A 13857-nucleotide genomic window follows, 5' to 3' on the forward strand; every position below is an offset into this window, starting at 1 on the left:
TCTCGGGTTCGCACATGTTATCTACGTTTCAAAAGTTTATTTTGGTCTACCCCTTGCGGATAGTACGTACATTCGATAATACTAGCGGTAGTGAAAGGGGGATTTCATGGAAGAGCGCAACGACTACCGCGCTATCGGCGCAAACATCATGATCGAGGGCGAGTACCTTATCTTCGGCCGCTACGCCGACCCTTCGGACGACATACTAGAAGGCGACTTGGACGAAGCCATCACAGAGACGATGGCGCTGACTCGGCGTGGCAAAACGTTTGTCGAAGGCGGCATCTTCGGCTACGCCCGCCTCCGCGACCTTCCCCGCGTCCGCGCCCTCCAGTCCGAGCACAAGCTTCTCGACGTCCCCCGGCTCAGCGCCATCAACCGCACCCTCATGGTGCTTCCTCCTTCCCTCCCCGCCGAGTCGTGGGAGCTTATCGACGACACCCTCACAGCAATGTTCACCCTGACCCGACCAGGCCAGGAACTCCCGAGCATCCACCGGATCACCAGTCGCCTGCGCCAACTGATTGCCAGCATCGACTCATCGGTCAACTTCAGCCCGCGCAAACGCAAGCGCCGCGAGACCTCCACCGCCCCTTCCGCGTATTTCTTCCCCGCCGAAGAAAACGGCGTGGCTCGCGATGGTTTGGCCCTCGTTGCCGACAAGGTGACGATGGCGAACATAGATGCCTCGCTGAAATCCACCGCCCGCGAAAACAAGATCAGCCTCGCTGACGCCATCATCCAGCTTCTGACAGGATCCCTTACCCCGTCAGCCCCGATGGTCCTCAATGTCTTCACTCCGAATGGGCCCGCCGGCCCCGCCTACCTCCCGGGCTTCGGTTGGACCGGCGCCGAGGAGCGCGACCACCTCGAGCGGCTTTTCGAGCAGAACCCGCCGGACATCGTCAACCTCGACGACATCCGCGCCTCGCGTGTCGACGGCTATTGCCCCACCCCGAAAATGGCCATGTACGTGCGCACCCGCGACGGCACATGCGTCTACCCGGGCTGCCACCGCGTGGCCGACAACTGTCAGCTCGACCATCGCATCCCCTACGACGAGGGCGGACCGACCACTCCCGACAACCTCTTCTGCCTGTGCCAGCACCACCACAACATCAAGACAGACAAGCGCGCCTTCTACGTGCCCGACCCCGCTACGGGTGACGTGATCTGGCTCTTCGCTAACGGCACGTGGCTGACAGCGTCTAGCAACGGCATCCTCCGCGACCAGATCACCCCGGAATCTCCCCGGTGGGCAACAACCGTAGAGAACAACCACCGCAGCATTGCGGCAACCGCCCGGTTCAACGCGATGTGTCACGCGCTGTGCGACGCCTACGAGCACGACGGCGACTACGAGAAGTGCATCGCCGGGATCCGGAAGCTGGAGCAGGAGTTCGAGCTGACGTTTGAATGCACCCCGGCCCCAGAAGACCTCTCCTGGATTCCGCCCGAGCCAGATCTCGAGGAGCCACCCTTCCCCGACCCCTACGACGACGCCGAACCAGCGCAGTTCTGCCTGCGCATCGCCTAATCGTCGAAGCTGACCTCCCCCAAGTCCTCGAGGGCTTCCGCCACGGAACGTCCACGACGCTTCGGGGGTGCGGCAGCCGTACCACCGATCTTCACGCCCTTGTGGGTCACGGCCGCCCCGTACTCGCGCAGCCGGAATGCAGCACCACCGTCAAGCTTTTCGACGTTCAACGGACGCATCCTGCCGAGCGCGACGGCGTCGGCAAGCGCGGCGACAACCCTGTTCAAAGGGTCGCCCACATCGTCAGGGAAATGGTCGAAGAAGGTCGTCATGGTTTTTCCGCCGCGGGTGACGTGGGCGGCGAGGAGGCCGTCGATAAGCACGACGATCGCGCCCGCACTTCGAGTAGGTCCCTGGTCGGGCCAGGCGAGTGCGGCGCCATACGGGTTTGCGGGGTCGGTCGCCGCCATGACATGGACCAGCGGCTCGCGCGCGCCCGAGGGCCAGCCGACGATGTCGTCGGTGTCCTGGTGGCCGCGCAGCCGGTCAATGGTGGCGGGAGTGGAGAATTGCGCCGCGCCGAGGCCGTCGATGAGGTAGCCACGCATCGCCTTACCGGACTCCTCGAACCCGCTGAGCACCTTGTACGCCAGCGCGAAGCCGCCGAGGACGTCCTCGGCAACAACCCCGCCGCGGGTCACCACGCCGTAGCGGTCGAGCCAGGCCTCGCCGAGGGCGACGCTGCGCCGGGTGGCATCGGTGTCCGCCACCGGGGTCGCGGCCCACCGGCCCACCATGTCCGGCGGCGTCACCGACGCGAAGGAGGTCCGCCCCGAACGGACGCGGGACCGGGAGGGGCGACGCTTGGCGCGGTGCGCCGTCTTGCCGCCCGCAAGCCGGGCGCGGATGGGGGCGAAGGAGTCGGGAGAGAGCATTCCTGCCTCGACAAGCCCCCAGAGCGATTCGCGCAGCTCCTCCACAGTGGTGGACGGCGTGAGCAGGTCCGTGAACAGGAACCCGCCGCCGGCGCGGACCTTCTCCATAATCTGGGACTGCGTCAGCGAGTAGACGGGCTCCTCGGTCTGCGGCATGAGCTGGGAGGCGTAGTCGGCGGGCAGGAGCATGATCCACGGGTCGCGGGCGCCGGCCTTGCCCGCCCCGACGATGACGATCTCGCCGCCGGAGGTGAGCTCGTCGAGCATCGTTGGGTGGTAGTCCCCCACGCGCGACGGCAGGATCCATGATTCCCAGGCGGAGGCGGGCAGGCGCACCCCGGCCAGCTGCTCGAGGACAGTGAAGACGCCGTCCACGCCGCGCAGGGCGGGCCGGACCCCCACTGGCGCGACGTTGAGCCACTGCGGTAGGAAACGCCCGTAGCTCGACTGGGACACGGGGCGAGTCTGGGCGCGCGCGGCGGCAAGCGAGCGGCTGCGGATGACGCGCAAGACCTCGGCGGCCACGTACTCCTGTTCCTCCACGCCTTGCCGGTAGCGGCCCTCGATGGCCTTGCCGGAATCGACAAGCGGCTGGAGTGCGGAGAAGGCCGCACCGATGGCGAGCCCGAAACTGTCGGCGAGGTCGCGCAGGGTGAACGGCCCGCGGGTACGCACCCACCGGCTGACCAACTGGGCCAGGGCGTCGGGGATGGTGGCGACCTGGGCGGGGATGCCGGGCGGGACGGGGATGCCGAGGGCGTCGCGAAGCAATGGGGCGTCGAGAGCTTGGGCGATGTGGTCGCGCCCGCTGATGCGCACCCGCATCACGCGGGGCCCGAGCGAGGCCTCGAGCGAGGCGAGCGGCACCCCGGTGTAGGCCGCGAGCTCATCGATGGGCACGGGCCCGATCATGCGCAGGGTGTCGGCGAACTGCTCGGAGGTGTCGGCGCGGCCGAGGCGGCGAAGCGACGCGTCGACCTCGGCGATGATCTCGGGGTCGAGAAGGTCGCGGAGTTCGACCGTGCCGAGGAGCTTTGCCAACAGCGACGGGTCGAGCGAGAGCGCGGCGGCGCGCTTCTCCGCTAGCGGGGTGTCGCCTTCGTACATGAACCCGCCCGTGTAATTGAACAGCAGCGACGACGCGAAGGGGCTCGGCTGGTCGGTGGTGACCTCGGCGATGCGGATGCGCCGCGTGCCGATCTCGCGCATGACCTTGTGCAAGGCCGGCAGGTCATAGACGTCTTGGAGGCACTCGCGGACGGTCTCGAGGATGATGGGAAACGAAGGGTAGTTCCGGGCGACGTCGAGAAGCTGCTCGGCGCGCTGGCGCTGCTGCCACAGTGGAGCGCGCTTGCCCGGGTTGCGCCGCGGCAGAAGCAGGGCGCGGGCGGCGCACTCGCGGAAGCGCGAGGCGAACAGCGCGGAGTTGCCCACCTGCTCGGTCACGATGTCGGCGATCTCGTCGGCGTCGAAGGTGAAGATCGACGCGTCGGGTTCCTTCTCCCCCTGCGGCAGGCGCAGCACGATGCCGTCGTCACCCGCAACGGCTTGGGCGTCCATGCCGGTTTCCTGCGCGACCCGCCACCCCGTGGCGAGCGCCCACGCGGCGTTGACGCCTTTGCCGAACGGGGTGTGCAGCACGACGCGCCAGTCCCCCAGCTCGTCGGTGAAGCGCTCGATGACGAGCGTGGTGTCATCCGGCAGGATCCCCGTCGCCTCTTCCTGTTCTTGCAGGTAGCGCACGAGGTTGCCGCGGGCGAAGTCGTCGAGCGAGGGGTCGATGTTCTCGCCGTCTTTCGCTTCTCGACGAAACTCCCCCAGCGCCACGCCCAACTCGTACGGCCTGCCCAGCCCGTCGCCCGTCCAGAAGGGCAGCCGACCCGTGTGGCCGGGGGCGGGGCTGACTTGGACCTGGTCGCGCGTGATGTTCTCTATCCGCCAGCTCGACGCGCCGAGGGTGAAAACGTCGCCGACGCGCGACTCGTAGACCATCTCCTCATCCAGCTCGCCGACGCGCCGCGGAGCGGAGTCCTCCCCGCCGACGAGGAACACACCGAACATGCCGCGGTCGGGAATCGTGCCGCCGCTGGTCACGGCGACGCGCTGCGCACCGGGGCGGGCGGTGAGCGTCGTGCCCTCGAGCACCGCGCGCGGGCGCAGTTCCGCGAAATCAGTCGACGGGTACACGCCCACGATCAGGTCGATCACGGCATCGAAGACGTCGCGGTCGAGGTCGCGGTACGGCCAGGCGCGGCGCACGGTCTCGTACCACTCGTCGACGTCGAGGTCCGCGATGGAAACGGCGGCGATGGTCTGCTGGGTGAGCACGTCGAGTGGCGAGACAGGGGTGTGCAGCTCCTCGATCAGCCCGGCGCGCATGCGCGGCACCGTCACCGCGGTCTGCACCAGGTCCGAGCGGTGCTTGGGATAGAACGTGCCCTGCGACACCGCCCCAACGGAGTGCCCGGCGCGTCCGACGCGCTGCAGGCCAGATGCCACCGACGGCGGGGACTCGACCTGGATGACTAGGTCCACCGCGCCCATGTCGATGCCGAGCTCCAGCGAGGACGTGGAGATAACCGTCCGGAGCGAGCCTTCCTTGAGCATCGTCTCCGTCATGTGGCGCTCGTCCTTGGACACGCTGCCGTGGTGGGCGCGGGCGATGACGGGCGCGGCGTGGCCCGCGGTGTCGACCGCCTTCATCAGTTGCGCGGGCGGGCGTCGAAGCGCCGGGCTGAGGCTGTCCGGATCGTGCTCCTTAGCCCACAGCTCGTTGATTTGGCTGGTCAGCCGCTCAGCCGAGCGCCGGGAGTTGACGAAGACGATCGTCGAGCGGTGCTGCATCACCTGGTCGTAGACGGCGCGCTCGATGTGGGGCCAGATGGATGATGCGGCGGGGGTGGGCTCGAGGGCGTCGTCAAGCACGGCCTCGCCGATGGTGGAGGCCTCCTCGGGCACGGGAAGATCACTCATGTCCTCGACGGGCACGACCACGTCGAGTCCCCACTGCTTCTCCCCTGGCGGGTTGATGATGGTCGTGCGCGGGCCGAGGAAGTTTGCCACGGAACTGAGCGGGCGCACCGTCGCCGACAGGCCGATGCGCTGGAAAGAACCGGCGACCATAGCAAGGCGTTCCAGCGACAGAGCAAGATGCACGCCGCGCTTCGTGCCCGCGAGCGCGTGGATTTCGTCAACGATGACGGTATCGACGGTCTCCAGAATCGCCCCCGCCTTGGACGTGAGCATGAGGTAGAGCGATTCGGGCGTGGTGATAAGGATATCCGGCGGGCGGCGCACCTGACGGTTGCGCTCCGCCTGCGGGGTATCACCAGAACGCACCGCCACCGAGATGTCCGGCATATCGCGGCCCATCCGCTGGGCGACGCGTGCAATCCCGCTCAACGGGGCGCGCAAGTTGTTCTCTACGTCGACGCCCAGCGCCTTGAGCGGGGAAATGTAGAGAACGCGCACGCCGCCGTGGGAGGAGGTCTCGGAGCCGTCGATAGGCAAAGCCTGCTGCCCGGCGCGTTCGACAAGGCTATTGAGGGACCAGAGGAACGCGGCGAGAGTCTTGCCTGAGCCCGTGGGAGCAACGACGAGCGAGTTCTCGCCCTGGGAGATCGACGCCCACGCCTCAGCCTGGACGCGCGTCGGTGCCGCGAAGACCTCGCTGAACCAGGTGGCCACCTGGGGATGAAAGCGCTGCAAAATCTCCTCGGGCATGACAGTCACTCTACGGTAGGGTTGAGCCCATGACCGCCACCTATTCAGACTCCCGCCTGACCAATCTGATTGCTCAGGGCACAGGTGAGATCCTCAAGGGGATCCGTGGCGTGGGTCTGCTCCGCGGCCGCGAGTTGGGCGAGGCTGGTGACGACCTCGCCCAAAGCTGGATCGCCCGCGTGCTGGCCCAACACCGCCCCGACGACGGAGTCTTGTCGGAGGAAGCCGCCGACAACCCAGAGCGACTGGGCAAGGACCGCGTGTGGATCGTCGATCCACTCGACGGCACGAAGGAGTTCGCCACCGGCCGCCAGGACTGGGCCGTCCACGTTGCGCTCGTGGAGAACGGCCTTCCGACCCATGCCGCCGTGGGCCTGCCGGACCTCGGTGTTGTGTTCAAGTCGTCTGATGTGCGCCACGTCGGCGGGCCGTTCGCGCGCCGGATCGCATTGTCGCGCACTCGCCCGCCCGCGGTCGCACACGCGGTGGCCGACAAGCTCGGCTTCGATGCCGTTGGGGTCGGGTCTGCCGGTGCGAAAGCCATGCACGTGCTCTTGGGCGATTACGACGCCTACGTTCATGCCGGCGGGCAGTACGAGTGGGACCAGGCGGCGCCGGTGGGTGTCTCCCTGGCTGCGGGCCTGCACTGTTCGCGTCTCGACGGCTCAAAGCTGAGCTACAACAACGCCGACACCTACATCCCGGATCTGCTCATCTGCCGCCCTGAGCTCGCCGACGAGATCCTCTCTATCTGCGCGGACTTCATCACGGATCATGGTTCCTTCGAGGGTGAGATCTAGCAACGGTGTGTAATAACTAGTATCTAAACCATGTCTGTGCCCACGCCCTACGAAGATTTGCTTCGCGACGTCCTCGACAACGGAACCATCAAGCAAGACCGCACAGGTACCGGCACCCGCAGCGTGTTCGGCCGCCAGATCCGCTACGACCTGTCCGACTCCTTCCCGCTATTGACCACCAAGCGGGTGTATTTCAAAGGTGTGGTGGGCGAATTGCTCTGGTTCCTGCGCGGCGAGTCCAACGTGCGGTGGCTCCAGGACAATGACATCCGCATCTGGAACGAGTGGGCCGACGACGACGGCGAGCTCGGCCCCGTTTACGGCGTGCAGTGGCGCTCCTGGCCCACGCCAGACGGAGAGCACATCGACCAAATCCAGGCCGCGCTCGACACCCTGCGTGACAACCCTGACTCGCGGCGCAATCTTGTGTCCGCGTGGAACGTCTCGGAGCTAGACAAGATGGCGCTCATGCCGTGCCACCTGCTGTTCCAGCTCTACGTTGCGGACGGGAAGTTGTCGCTGCAGGTCTACCAGCGCTCCGCCGACCTGTTCCTCGGTGTGCCTTTCAACATCGCCTCCTACGCGCTTTTGGCCCACATGTTCGCGCAGCAGGCTGGTCTCGGCGTCGGAGAGCTCATCTGGACTGGCGGCGACTGCCACATCTACAACGACCACCTCGACCAGGTACGTGAGCAGCTCGCGCGCGATGCCCGCCCCTACCCCCAGCTGAAGCTGAACAAGGCGGCCTCGCTTTTCGACTACACCTTTGACGACATCGCCGTGGACGGATACGACCCCCACCCGACCATCAAGGCACAGGTATCCGTATGATCGGCGCGATTTGGGCGCAGTCCCTCAACGGAGTCATTGGCACCGGCGACGACATGCCGTGGCACCTCCCCGAGGATCTCAAGCACTTCAAGGCCATCACCATGGGCACACCCGCCATCATGGGTCGCCGCACGTGGGAGTCGCTGCCCATCAAACCGTTGCCGGGCCGCGTCAACCACGTCATCTCATCCAAGGCGCCGGGGCGCTGGTCCGAGGGTGCACTCGTTTCGACGGACCTCCCAGATATCGAGACGGACGCGTGGATCATCGGAGGGGCTCAACTCTACGAGGCCACCATCGGCAAGGTCGACGTCATCGAACGCACGCTTATCGACGCCCACTACACCCTGCCCACCCCAGTACTCGCGCCCCACATCGACGACTCCTTCACCCTCGTCCACGACGGTGAGTGGCAGGAGTCCACAACCGGCCTGCGCTACAAATTCCAGCGCTTCGAAAGGAACTGACATGCCTGCTCCCGTCACCGTATTTGCTACGGACTGGTGCCCGTTTTGCCGCAACCTGCTCGGCGCACTGAAGCGCACCGATGTGGATTACGAGGTTGTCGACGTCGACGACCCCCAGAATCGCGAGCACTCGGATTGGGTCGCATCTGTCAACGGTGGCAACCGGATCGTGCCCACGGTGCGCTACTCCGACGGCACCCACGCCACGAACCCCCCGGTGGACGCTGTGGCGGCGAAATACCGCGAGCTGAATTCTTAGATCTTCCGAGCGTAGAAACAGTCGGGAAACCGCACGGTTACGGCCTCCCATCCGTCCTCGCCTTGAGGCATGGCGGATAACCGAGCCATCGAAACGCGTTGGATCTCCCACTTCGCATCGGTCTTGACCATGACGTGGCGGCCATTTTCGGATTTCACGGGTTTCCACCCCTGCCGTCCGGCAGCGTTGAGTTGCTCCACCTCGTCGTTGCGGTCCACCGGGCCAAGGACTCTGGACGTGGGCGGCAGCTCTGGCGCGGCGCGGTAGTTCGGGTCGACGCGCTGCTGCACAGCCTGGCGTGAAACCCCGAGATGCTTGCCGATGCGCGACCACGACACACCATCGTTGTGGGCAGCCAGCAATGCCTGCACCTCCAGTTCGGTGGCGACTCGGGCGATACGGGCGAACCGGTTGGCGTCTTTCAGGGAGTCGGGGACGTCGGTGGTGGGGGTGTCGATACGCGTGGCGAGCTCGGTGATGTCCACAGCGAGGCGGGCGTCGTTGTCCTGCATGCCGGTTACTGCTCGTCGGCCGGGCGCCAGGGCTCGGCGTGGAAGCTGCCCCGTTTGATGACTTCATCGAGCCATTTGAAGATGGCGTAGAACAGAGCGATTCCCACTGCGAAGTAGACCACGGCGAGCGGAATGGCGAAGCTGACGAAGATTCCGACGAAGGCCAGAACGACAACGGCAATGAACGCGAGGAGTAGAAGCTGACGGTTTCTCTTGATCTTGGATTCGATTGCCATGGGGCAAGTTTAACTTGCGCATTGCGCGTCTGGCAAGTTTGACTTGCGCCTCGGTTGTTGATTTACGGGTGCAATTCGGAATGCGGTAACCTGTTGCCACTGCCCTAGTAGCTCAGTGGATAGAGCACGGCTCTCCTAAAGCCGGTGTCGGAGGTTCGATTCCTCTCTGGGGCGCTTTTGTCATCAGTCGCGACATGGTTGACAAACCGGCGCCTCGGGTTTTGATTTTCCGGGGGCGCCGGTTTTGTTTTTGTTGCAGGGGTGGGTCGCCTTTTCGCCAATTTGGTTTTTGGTAGTTGCGGGATGTGCCGCTGCGAGGCTGTTCCCGCCGACAAAGTGGCCAGGCTCCCCCTCCTGGTGAAGGTCCCGCCGATATCCATGCAGTAGTGCTTTCCGGCTTAGCGGATGCCGTTTCTCCTGTCAGGCGCGACTACGTCGTTGTGTACGCGCCGTTCTCGGCAAATACGGCAGCTGGTGTTGTTCGCGGACGGCTTTGACGATCGCGAGGCTGCGGTTAGGACTGTTCACGGTGTCAACGATGTCGCGACTGACCTGTCACCCGTCATGACTGAAACCCCAGGCACACCTCCAGTGGACTAATGTGGCTGATGTTGCAATTGTTACAGTTGTTTTCTGTCGCCCTTCAGACACCAGGAGTTCTCCGATGACATCCATCAACCGACGCCGCTTCCTGCAGGCGGCCGGCCTCACCGCTGTGGCGGGATTGGCCGTAGCCCCACGCGCCGCCGCACAGAACCGCATTCTCGGCACCGTCCTCGACTACTCCGCCGGAGTCCCCTCCGGACGCTCCGTCAAGGCCGCAGGACACCTCGGCGCCGTACGCTACGTGTCTCAGCGCCGCCCCGGCGCCGACTGGATGGTAGGCAAGCCGGTCCAAAGGGCGGAGACGGAAGACTTCAAGGCCAACGGGCTCGCTACAGCCTCGGTGTATCAGTTCGGCCGCGCCGAGACCGCCGACTGGCTGGGCGGCGCCGGCGCGGCAGCAACCCACGCACCCCAGGCTATCGCCCTCCACCGCGCCGCAGGCGGCCCGGTTGGCCGTCCGATCTATATTGCTATCGACGACAACCCCACCCGCGCCCAGTACGACAACCAGATCCGCCCCTACCTGCGCGCGTTTAGCGCCGCTTTGACTGCCGCGGGTTACCAGACCGGGGTCTACGGCAACTACAACGTTATCCAGTGGTGCGTGGAGGACGGCATCGGCACCTACTTCTGGATGCACGATTGGGGATCCGGCGGTCGCATCCACCCGCGCGCCCAGATCCACCAGCCCGCACGCCGAACCACGCGGATCGACGGTGTGGAGTGCGACGTCAACAACATCTACGCAGCCGACTGGGGCCAATGGGCCCCGGGCCAGGCTCCTGTTGTCGCCATTCCCGCCCCCGCCCCGGCAGCTCCGGTCCCCGTGTCACCTGAAATGATCCAGGAGGCGACAATGCTCTCCAGCCAGGCGTCGTCCCAGCTGCCGGTTGACCAAGCGATTAACGCAGCACGCGCGTTCCTCGGCCGTTAAGAGAACTCCACACACAAAAGAGACTGCACACGGTGCGCAGTCTCTTTTGTGTGTACAGAACTAGTGGTCCACGGGAGCCTCGACGCCCACACCTGTGAGCGAGCGGACCTCCATCTCGGCCTGTAGTTCGTCGAAGTTGTCGGGCTTACCAAGGTAAGTACCGATGATGCCGGCAAGGAAGGCCAGCGGGATCGATACGATACCCGGGCTGGTCAGCGGGAAGATCGACCAGTCCGCGCCGGAGAACATCGCGGTCGGGGATCCAGAGACCGCCGGGGAGAGGAAGATCAGCACCAGGGCGGTGACAAGACCCGTGTAGATCGAAGCCACCGCACCAGTGGTGTTGAATCGCTTCCAGTACAGGGAGTAGAGGATCGTCGGCAAGTTGGCGGATGCGGCGATGGCGAACGCGAGGGACACCAGGAAGGCCACGTTCTGCTGCATCGCGAGGATGCCCAAGACGATGGCTACGATGCCGATGACCACCACGGTAACGCGGGAAACGCGGACCTGCTCGTCTTCGGTTGCCTGGTTGTCGCGCAGCACCGCGTTGTATACATCGTGCGCGATCGATGCGGAGGCGGTAATAGCCAGGCCTGCAACCACGGCGAGGACGGTGGCGAACGCGACCGCGGAGATCAGCGCCATGAAGATAGAACCGCCGAGCTCGAATGCGAGCAGCGGGGCCGCGGAGTTCGCGCCACCCGGAGCTGCGAGGATGCGATCTGGGCCGACCAGAGCGGCGGCACCGTAGCCCAAAACCAGGGTCAGCAGGTAGAAGGCGCCGATGAGAACAATTGCCCAGGTCACGGACTTGCGGGCTTCCTTAGCCGTTGGGACGGTGTAGAAACGCATGAGCACGTGCGGCAGACCCGCGGTACCAAGAACCAGGGACAGGCCCAAGGAAATGAAGTCAATCTGGTGGACCAAGGTTTCGCCGTACTTCAGGCCGGGCTTGAGGATCTCGGAAGCCTCGTAGCCCTGATTCTGGATGTACTGAGAACCGGCGTGCATGTTGACCGCGTCAGTAAACAGAGTGTTGAATCCACCCCTGACTGCAATGAAGACCAACACAGTCATGATGGACACACCACCAATGAGCAGAACGGCCTTAATCATCTGCACGTAGGTCGTACCCTTCATGCCTCCGATAAGAACGTAGGCGATCATGACGATGCCGACCACGACGACACAGATCGCTTGTGCGGAGAACGAGTGCAGGTTCAGAAGCACCGACACGAGAGAGCCGGCACCGGCCATCTGTGCGATGAGGTAGAACAGCGACACAAACAAGGTTCCGAAGGCAGCTGCCACACGGACCGGCTTTTGGCGGAGGCGGAACGAAAGCACATCCGCCATGGTGAATCGACCGACGTTGCGCAGTGGCTCGGCGACGAGCAGCAGGGCCACCAGCCACGCGACGAAGAATCCGATGGAATACAGGAACCCGTCGTAACCGGTGAGGGCGATGGAGCCGACGATACCCAGGAAGGACGCGGCGGAGAGATAGTCACCTGCGATGGCAAGACCGTTCTGGGTACCGGAGAAGGATGCGCCACCGGTGTAGAAGTCCGCAGACTCGCTCGTGGTCTTACCAGCCCGGGTCACGATGATCAGGGTGACGACGATAAAGATCGCGAAAATCGCGATGTTAAGGATGGGGTTGCCTACGCCCTCGGGCTGTGCGGCGTCTTGAGCTAGGAAAGCTACGTTCATGTTCTATCCCTCCATCACTTCACGGATGTGCGCCGCGCGCGGCTCAATATTCTTGTTGGCGTACTTCACGTACACCCAGGTGATCAAGAAGGTGGTGACAAACTGAAGGATTCCCAGCCAAATGCCCACATTCAGACCGAGGAACGGCGTCGCCATGGCGTCTGCGTAGAACGTCGCGACGAGGACGTAGAACACGTACCAGAGGAAAAAGGCGACGGAAACAGGGAATGTGAATCCACGGTAAGCCTTGCGCAGGTCTTGAAACTCGGAGCTGCGCTGCATTGCCACGAACTCGTCAGGAGATGGCTCCCGGCGGGTTGGGATTGCGGTCGATGCTTGAGACACGGCCTCATCCTTTCTGTGCGAAGTAATAGAACATGCCGCCGGAAGGTTACGTGTCCTCCACGACTACACAGATTGAATGTAACCCAAACCACAGACACATTTCAGTGAGTTTGTGACCTGCTTCTCATAAACGTGTTGAAACACCCCCACTCAGGGGAGAAAATCTACAAAGCGTCGCTTCCCGGAAACTCTCGGGGATCACCCGACATGCGGTGACCTGCTACGGAGTCAAGGGTGGCAATGTCGTCGCGATCCAGCACAACGTCCACGGCACCCAGGTTTTCAACGAGGCGTTGCGGATTTGCTGTCTTTGGAATGACGGAGCAGCCAAGCGCCATGAGATATGCGAGCACAACCTGAGCCGGCGTGGCGCCGTGTTTGTCGGCCACGGCAACGATCTCGGGCGCGGTGAAGCTCGCCCCTCGCGCTAGTGGCGCCCACGCCTCGGTCACGATCCCCTTCTCCGCGTGGTAAGTGCGCAGCTCGGGCTGTGTGAAACCGGCGTGGAGCTCGATCTGGTTAAGAACCGGGACAACCCCAGTTGTGTCAAGAATGTCGTCGAGAACGGCCTCATAGAAGTTCGCCACACCGACGGAGCGCAGCTGCCCCGTGCCCTGCAGCTTCACTATTGACTCGAATGCCTGCGCATATAGCCCCCGCTGGGGCCACGGCCAGTGCACGAGGTAGATGTCAATGAATTCGAGGCCCAGGCGCTGAAGGGATTCCTGGAAAGCCTCTCCGGCGCGGTGCTGGTCGTCATTCCACAGCTTGGTGGTGACAACTAGCTCTTCGCGCGTGACATCTCCAGCGGTAATCGCATCATTGATCGCCTTACCCACTTCAGCTTCGTTGCCGTAAAGGGAGGCGGTATCAATGTGCCGGTATCCCAGCTCGATCGCCGTTCGAACAACAGGGCCTACTTCCTCGCCAGTGAGCTTGTAGGTCCCCAGTCCGAGAAGCGGCAGATCGGAGCCGTCATTGAGGGTGGTCACGGGAATGCTCATGCCACCCATTGT

General features: G+C 64.1%; 12 protein-coding genes and 1 tRNA gene. 7 read left to right on the forward strand and 6 right to left on the reverse strand.

Features of this window, described 5'->3' with window-relative positions; genetic code table 11:
- Positions 1-106 precede the first annotated feature (106 nt).
- Positions 107-1537: an HNH endonuclease signature motif containing protein gene (locus tag VVR41_RS05150; RefSeq protein ID WP_368523868.1), complete on the forward strand. Its 1431-nt coding sequence runs from the start codon at positions 107-109 to the stop codon at positions 1535-1537.
- Here VVR41_RS05150 and VVR41_RS05155 read toward each other — a convergent pair.
- Positions 1534-6135, reverse strand: a complete 4602-nt coding sequence (locus tag VVR41_RS05155) for an ATP-dependent helicase (protein WP_368523869.1) — start codon at positions 6133-6135, stop codon at positions 1534-1536. The two genes, VVR41_RS05150 and VVR41_RS05155, sit on opposite strands and share 4 nt — an antisense overlap.
- A gap of 29 nt (positions 6136-6164) precedes the next feature.
- On the opposite strand from VVR41_RS05155, the gene VVR41_RS05160 reads away from it, so the two are divergent.
- Genes VVR41_RS05160 through VVR41_RS05175 form a run of 4 tightly spaced genes read left to right on the forward strand, consistent with a single transcriptional unit; the run spans position 6165 to position 8492 of the window.
- Positions 6165-6935 carry a 3'(2'),5'-bisphosphate nucleotidase CysQ gene (locus VVR41_RS05160; RefSeq protein WP_368523870.1) on the forward strand — a complete coding sequence of 257 codons (771 nt, stop codon included), beginning with the start codon at positions 6165-6167 and terminating at the stop codon, positions 6933-6935.
- Positions 6936-6965: 30 nt separating this feature from the next.
- The gene (locus tag VVR41_RS05165) at positions 6966-7766 is read left to right on the forward strand and encodes a thymidylate synthase (protein WP_368523871.1); all 801 of its coding nucleotides are present in this window, start codon (positions 6966-6968) and stop codon (positions 7764-7766) included.
- The gene (locus VVR41_RS05170; RefSeq protein WP_368523872.1) at positions 7763-8233 is read left to right on the forward strand and encodes a dihydrofolate reductase; all 471 of its coding nucleotides are present in this window, start codon (positions 7763-7765) and stop codon (positions 8231-8233) included. Before VVR41_RS05165 ends, VVR41_RS05170 begins: the two co-directional genes overlap by 4 nt.
- A gap of 1 nt (position 8234) precedes the next feature.
- A complete protein-coding gene (locus tag VVR41_RS05175) occupies positions 8235-8492 on the forward strand; it encodes a mycoredoxin (protein ID WP_321101340.1) in 258 nt (85 codons plus the stop codon).
- Here the strand turns inward: VVR41_RS05175 and VVR41_RS05180 are convergent.
- Together VVR41_RS05180 and VVR41_RS05185 are read right to left on the reverse strand one after the other, a co-directional pair.
- Entirely contained in the window at positions 8489-9004 is a 516-nt protein-coding gene (locus tag VVR41_RS05180) for a hypothetical protein (RefSeq protein ID WP_368523873.1), read from the reverse strand. The genes VVR41_RS05175 and VVR41_RS05180 overlap by 4 nt on opposite strands.
- Before the next feature lie 5 nt (positions 9005-9009).
- On the reverse strand, positions 9010-9240 hold the full coding sequence (locus VVR41_RS05185; RefSeq protein ID WP_368523874.1) for a hypothetical protein: 231 nt from the start codon (positions 9238-9240) through the stop codon (positions 9010-9012).
- Positions 9241-9341: 101 nt separating this feature from the next.
- Here VVR41_RS05185 and VVR41_RS05190 point away from each other — a divergent pair.
- Positions 9342-9414 (forward strand) — tRNA-Arg (locus tag VVR41_RS05190).
- A 490-nt stretch (positions 9415-9904) separates the two neighbouring features.
- Positions 9905-10780 (forward strand): DUF1906 domain-containing protein, encoded by an 876-nt coding sequence (locus tag VVR41_RS05195; RefSeq protein WP_368523875.1) that lies wholly within the window; start codon positions 9905-9907, stop codon positions 10778-10780.
- A gap of 60 nt (positions 10781-10840) precedes the next feature.
- On the opposite strand, the gene VVR41_RS05200 is transcribed toward VVR41_RS05195, so the two are convergent.
- The 3 genes from VVR41_RS05200 to VVR41_RS05210 form a co-directional block, all read right to left on the reverse strand.
- Complete coding sequence (locus VVR41_RS05200) at positions 10841-12496, reverse strand: sodium:solute symporter family transporter (RefSeq protein ID WP_321102085.1); 1656 nt, start codon at positions 12494-12496, stop codon at positions 10841-10843.
- A 3-nt stretch (positions 12497-12499) separates the two neighbouring features.
- Positions 12500-12778 carry a DUF485 domain-containing protein gene (locus VVR41_RS05205; protein WP_368523895.1) on the reverse strand — a complete coding sequence of 93 codons (279 nt, stop codon included), beginning with the start codon at positions 12776-12778 and terminating at the stop codon, positions 12500-12502.
- 227 nt (positions 12779-13005) lie between these two features.
- Positions 13006-13845, reverse strand: a complete 840-nt coding sequence (locus VVR41_RS05210; protein WP_368523876.1) for an aldo/keto reductase — start codon at positions 13843-13845, stop codon at positions 13006-13008.
- Between the last annotated feature and the right edge of the window lie 12 nt (positions 13846-13857).

The organism is Corynebacterium sp. LK2510 (genome assembly GCF_040946405.1).
Classification (GTDB): Bacteria; Actinomycetota; Actinomycetes; order Mycobacteriales; family Mycobacteriaceae; genus Corynebacterium.

What these genes read in the sequence shown, in the direction of transcription:
- VVR41_RS05165 (WP_368523871.1), top strand. Translation starts at nt 6,966, where the DNA reads ATGTCTGTGCCCACGCCCTACGAAGATTTGCTTCGCGACGTCCTCGAC.
- VVR41_RS05155 (WP_368523869.1), bottom strand. Translation starts at nt 6,135, where the DNA reads ATGCCCGAGGAGATTTTGCAGCGCTTTCATCCCCAGGTGGCCACCTGG.
- VVR41_RS05180 (WP_368523873.1), bottom strand. Translation starts at nt 9,004, where the DNA reads ATGCAGGACAACGACGCCCGCCTCGCTGTGGACATCACCGAGCTCGCC.
- VVR41_RS05150 (WP_368523868.1), top strand. Translation starts at nt 107, where the DNA reads ATGGAAGAGCGCAACGACTACCGCGCTATCGGCGCAAACATCATGATC.
- VVR41_RS05185 (WP_368523874.1), bottom strand. Translation starts at nt 9,240, where the DNA reads ATGGCAATCGAATCCAAGATCAAGAGAAACCGTCAGCTTCTACTCCTC.
- VVR41_RS05195 (WP_368523875.1), top strand. Translation starts at nt 9,905, where the DNA reads ATGACATCCATCAACCGACGCCGCTTCCTGCAGGCGGCCGGCCTCACC.
- VVR41_RS05205 (WP_368523895.1), bottom strand. Translation starts at nt 12,778, where the DNA reads ATGCAGCGCAGCTCCGAGTTTCAAGACCTGCGCAAGGCTTACCGTGGA.
- VVR41_RS05200 (WP_321102085.1), bottom strand. Translation starts at nt 12,496, where the DNA reads ATGAACGTAGCTTTCCTAGCTCAAGACGCCGCACAGCCCGAGGGCGTA.
- VVR41_RS05175 (WP_321101340.1), top strand. Translation starts at nt 8,235, where the DNA reads ATGCCTGCTCCCGTCACCGTATTTGCTACGGACTGGTGCCCGTTTTGC.
- VVR41_RS05160 (WP_368523870.1), top strand. Translation starts at nt 6,165, where the DNA reads ATGACCGCCACCTATTCAGACTCCCGCCTGACCAATCTGATTGCTCAG.
- VVR41_RS05170 (WP_368523872.1), top strand. Translation starts at nt 7,763, where the DNA reads ATGATCGGCGCGATTTGGGCGCAGTCCCTCAACGGAGTCATTGGCACC.
- VVR41_RS05210 (WP_368523876.1), bottom strand. Translation starts at nt 13,845, where the DNA reads ATGAGCATTCCCGTGACCACCCTCAATGACGGCTCCGATCTGCCGCTT.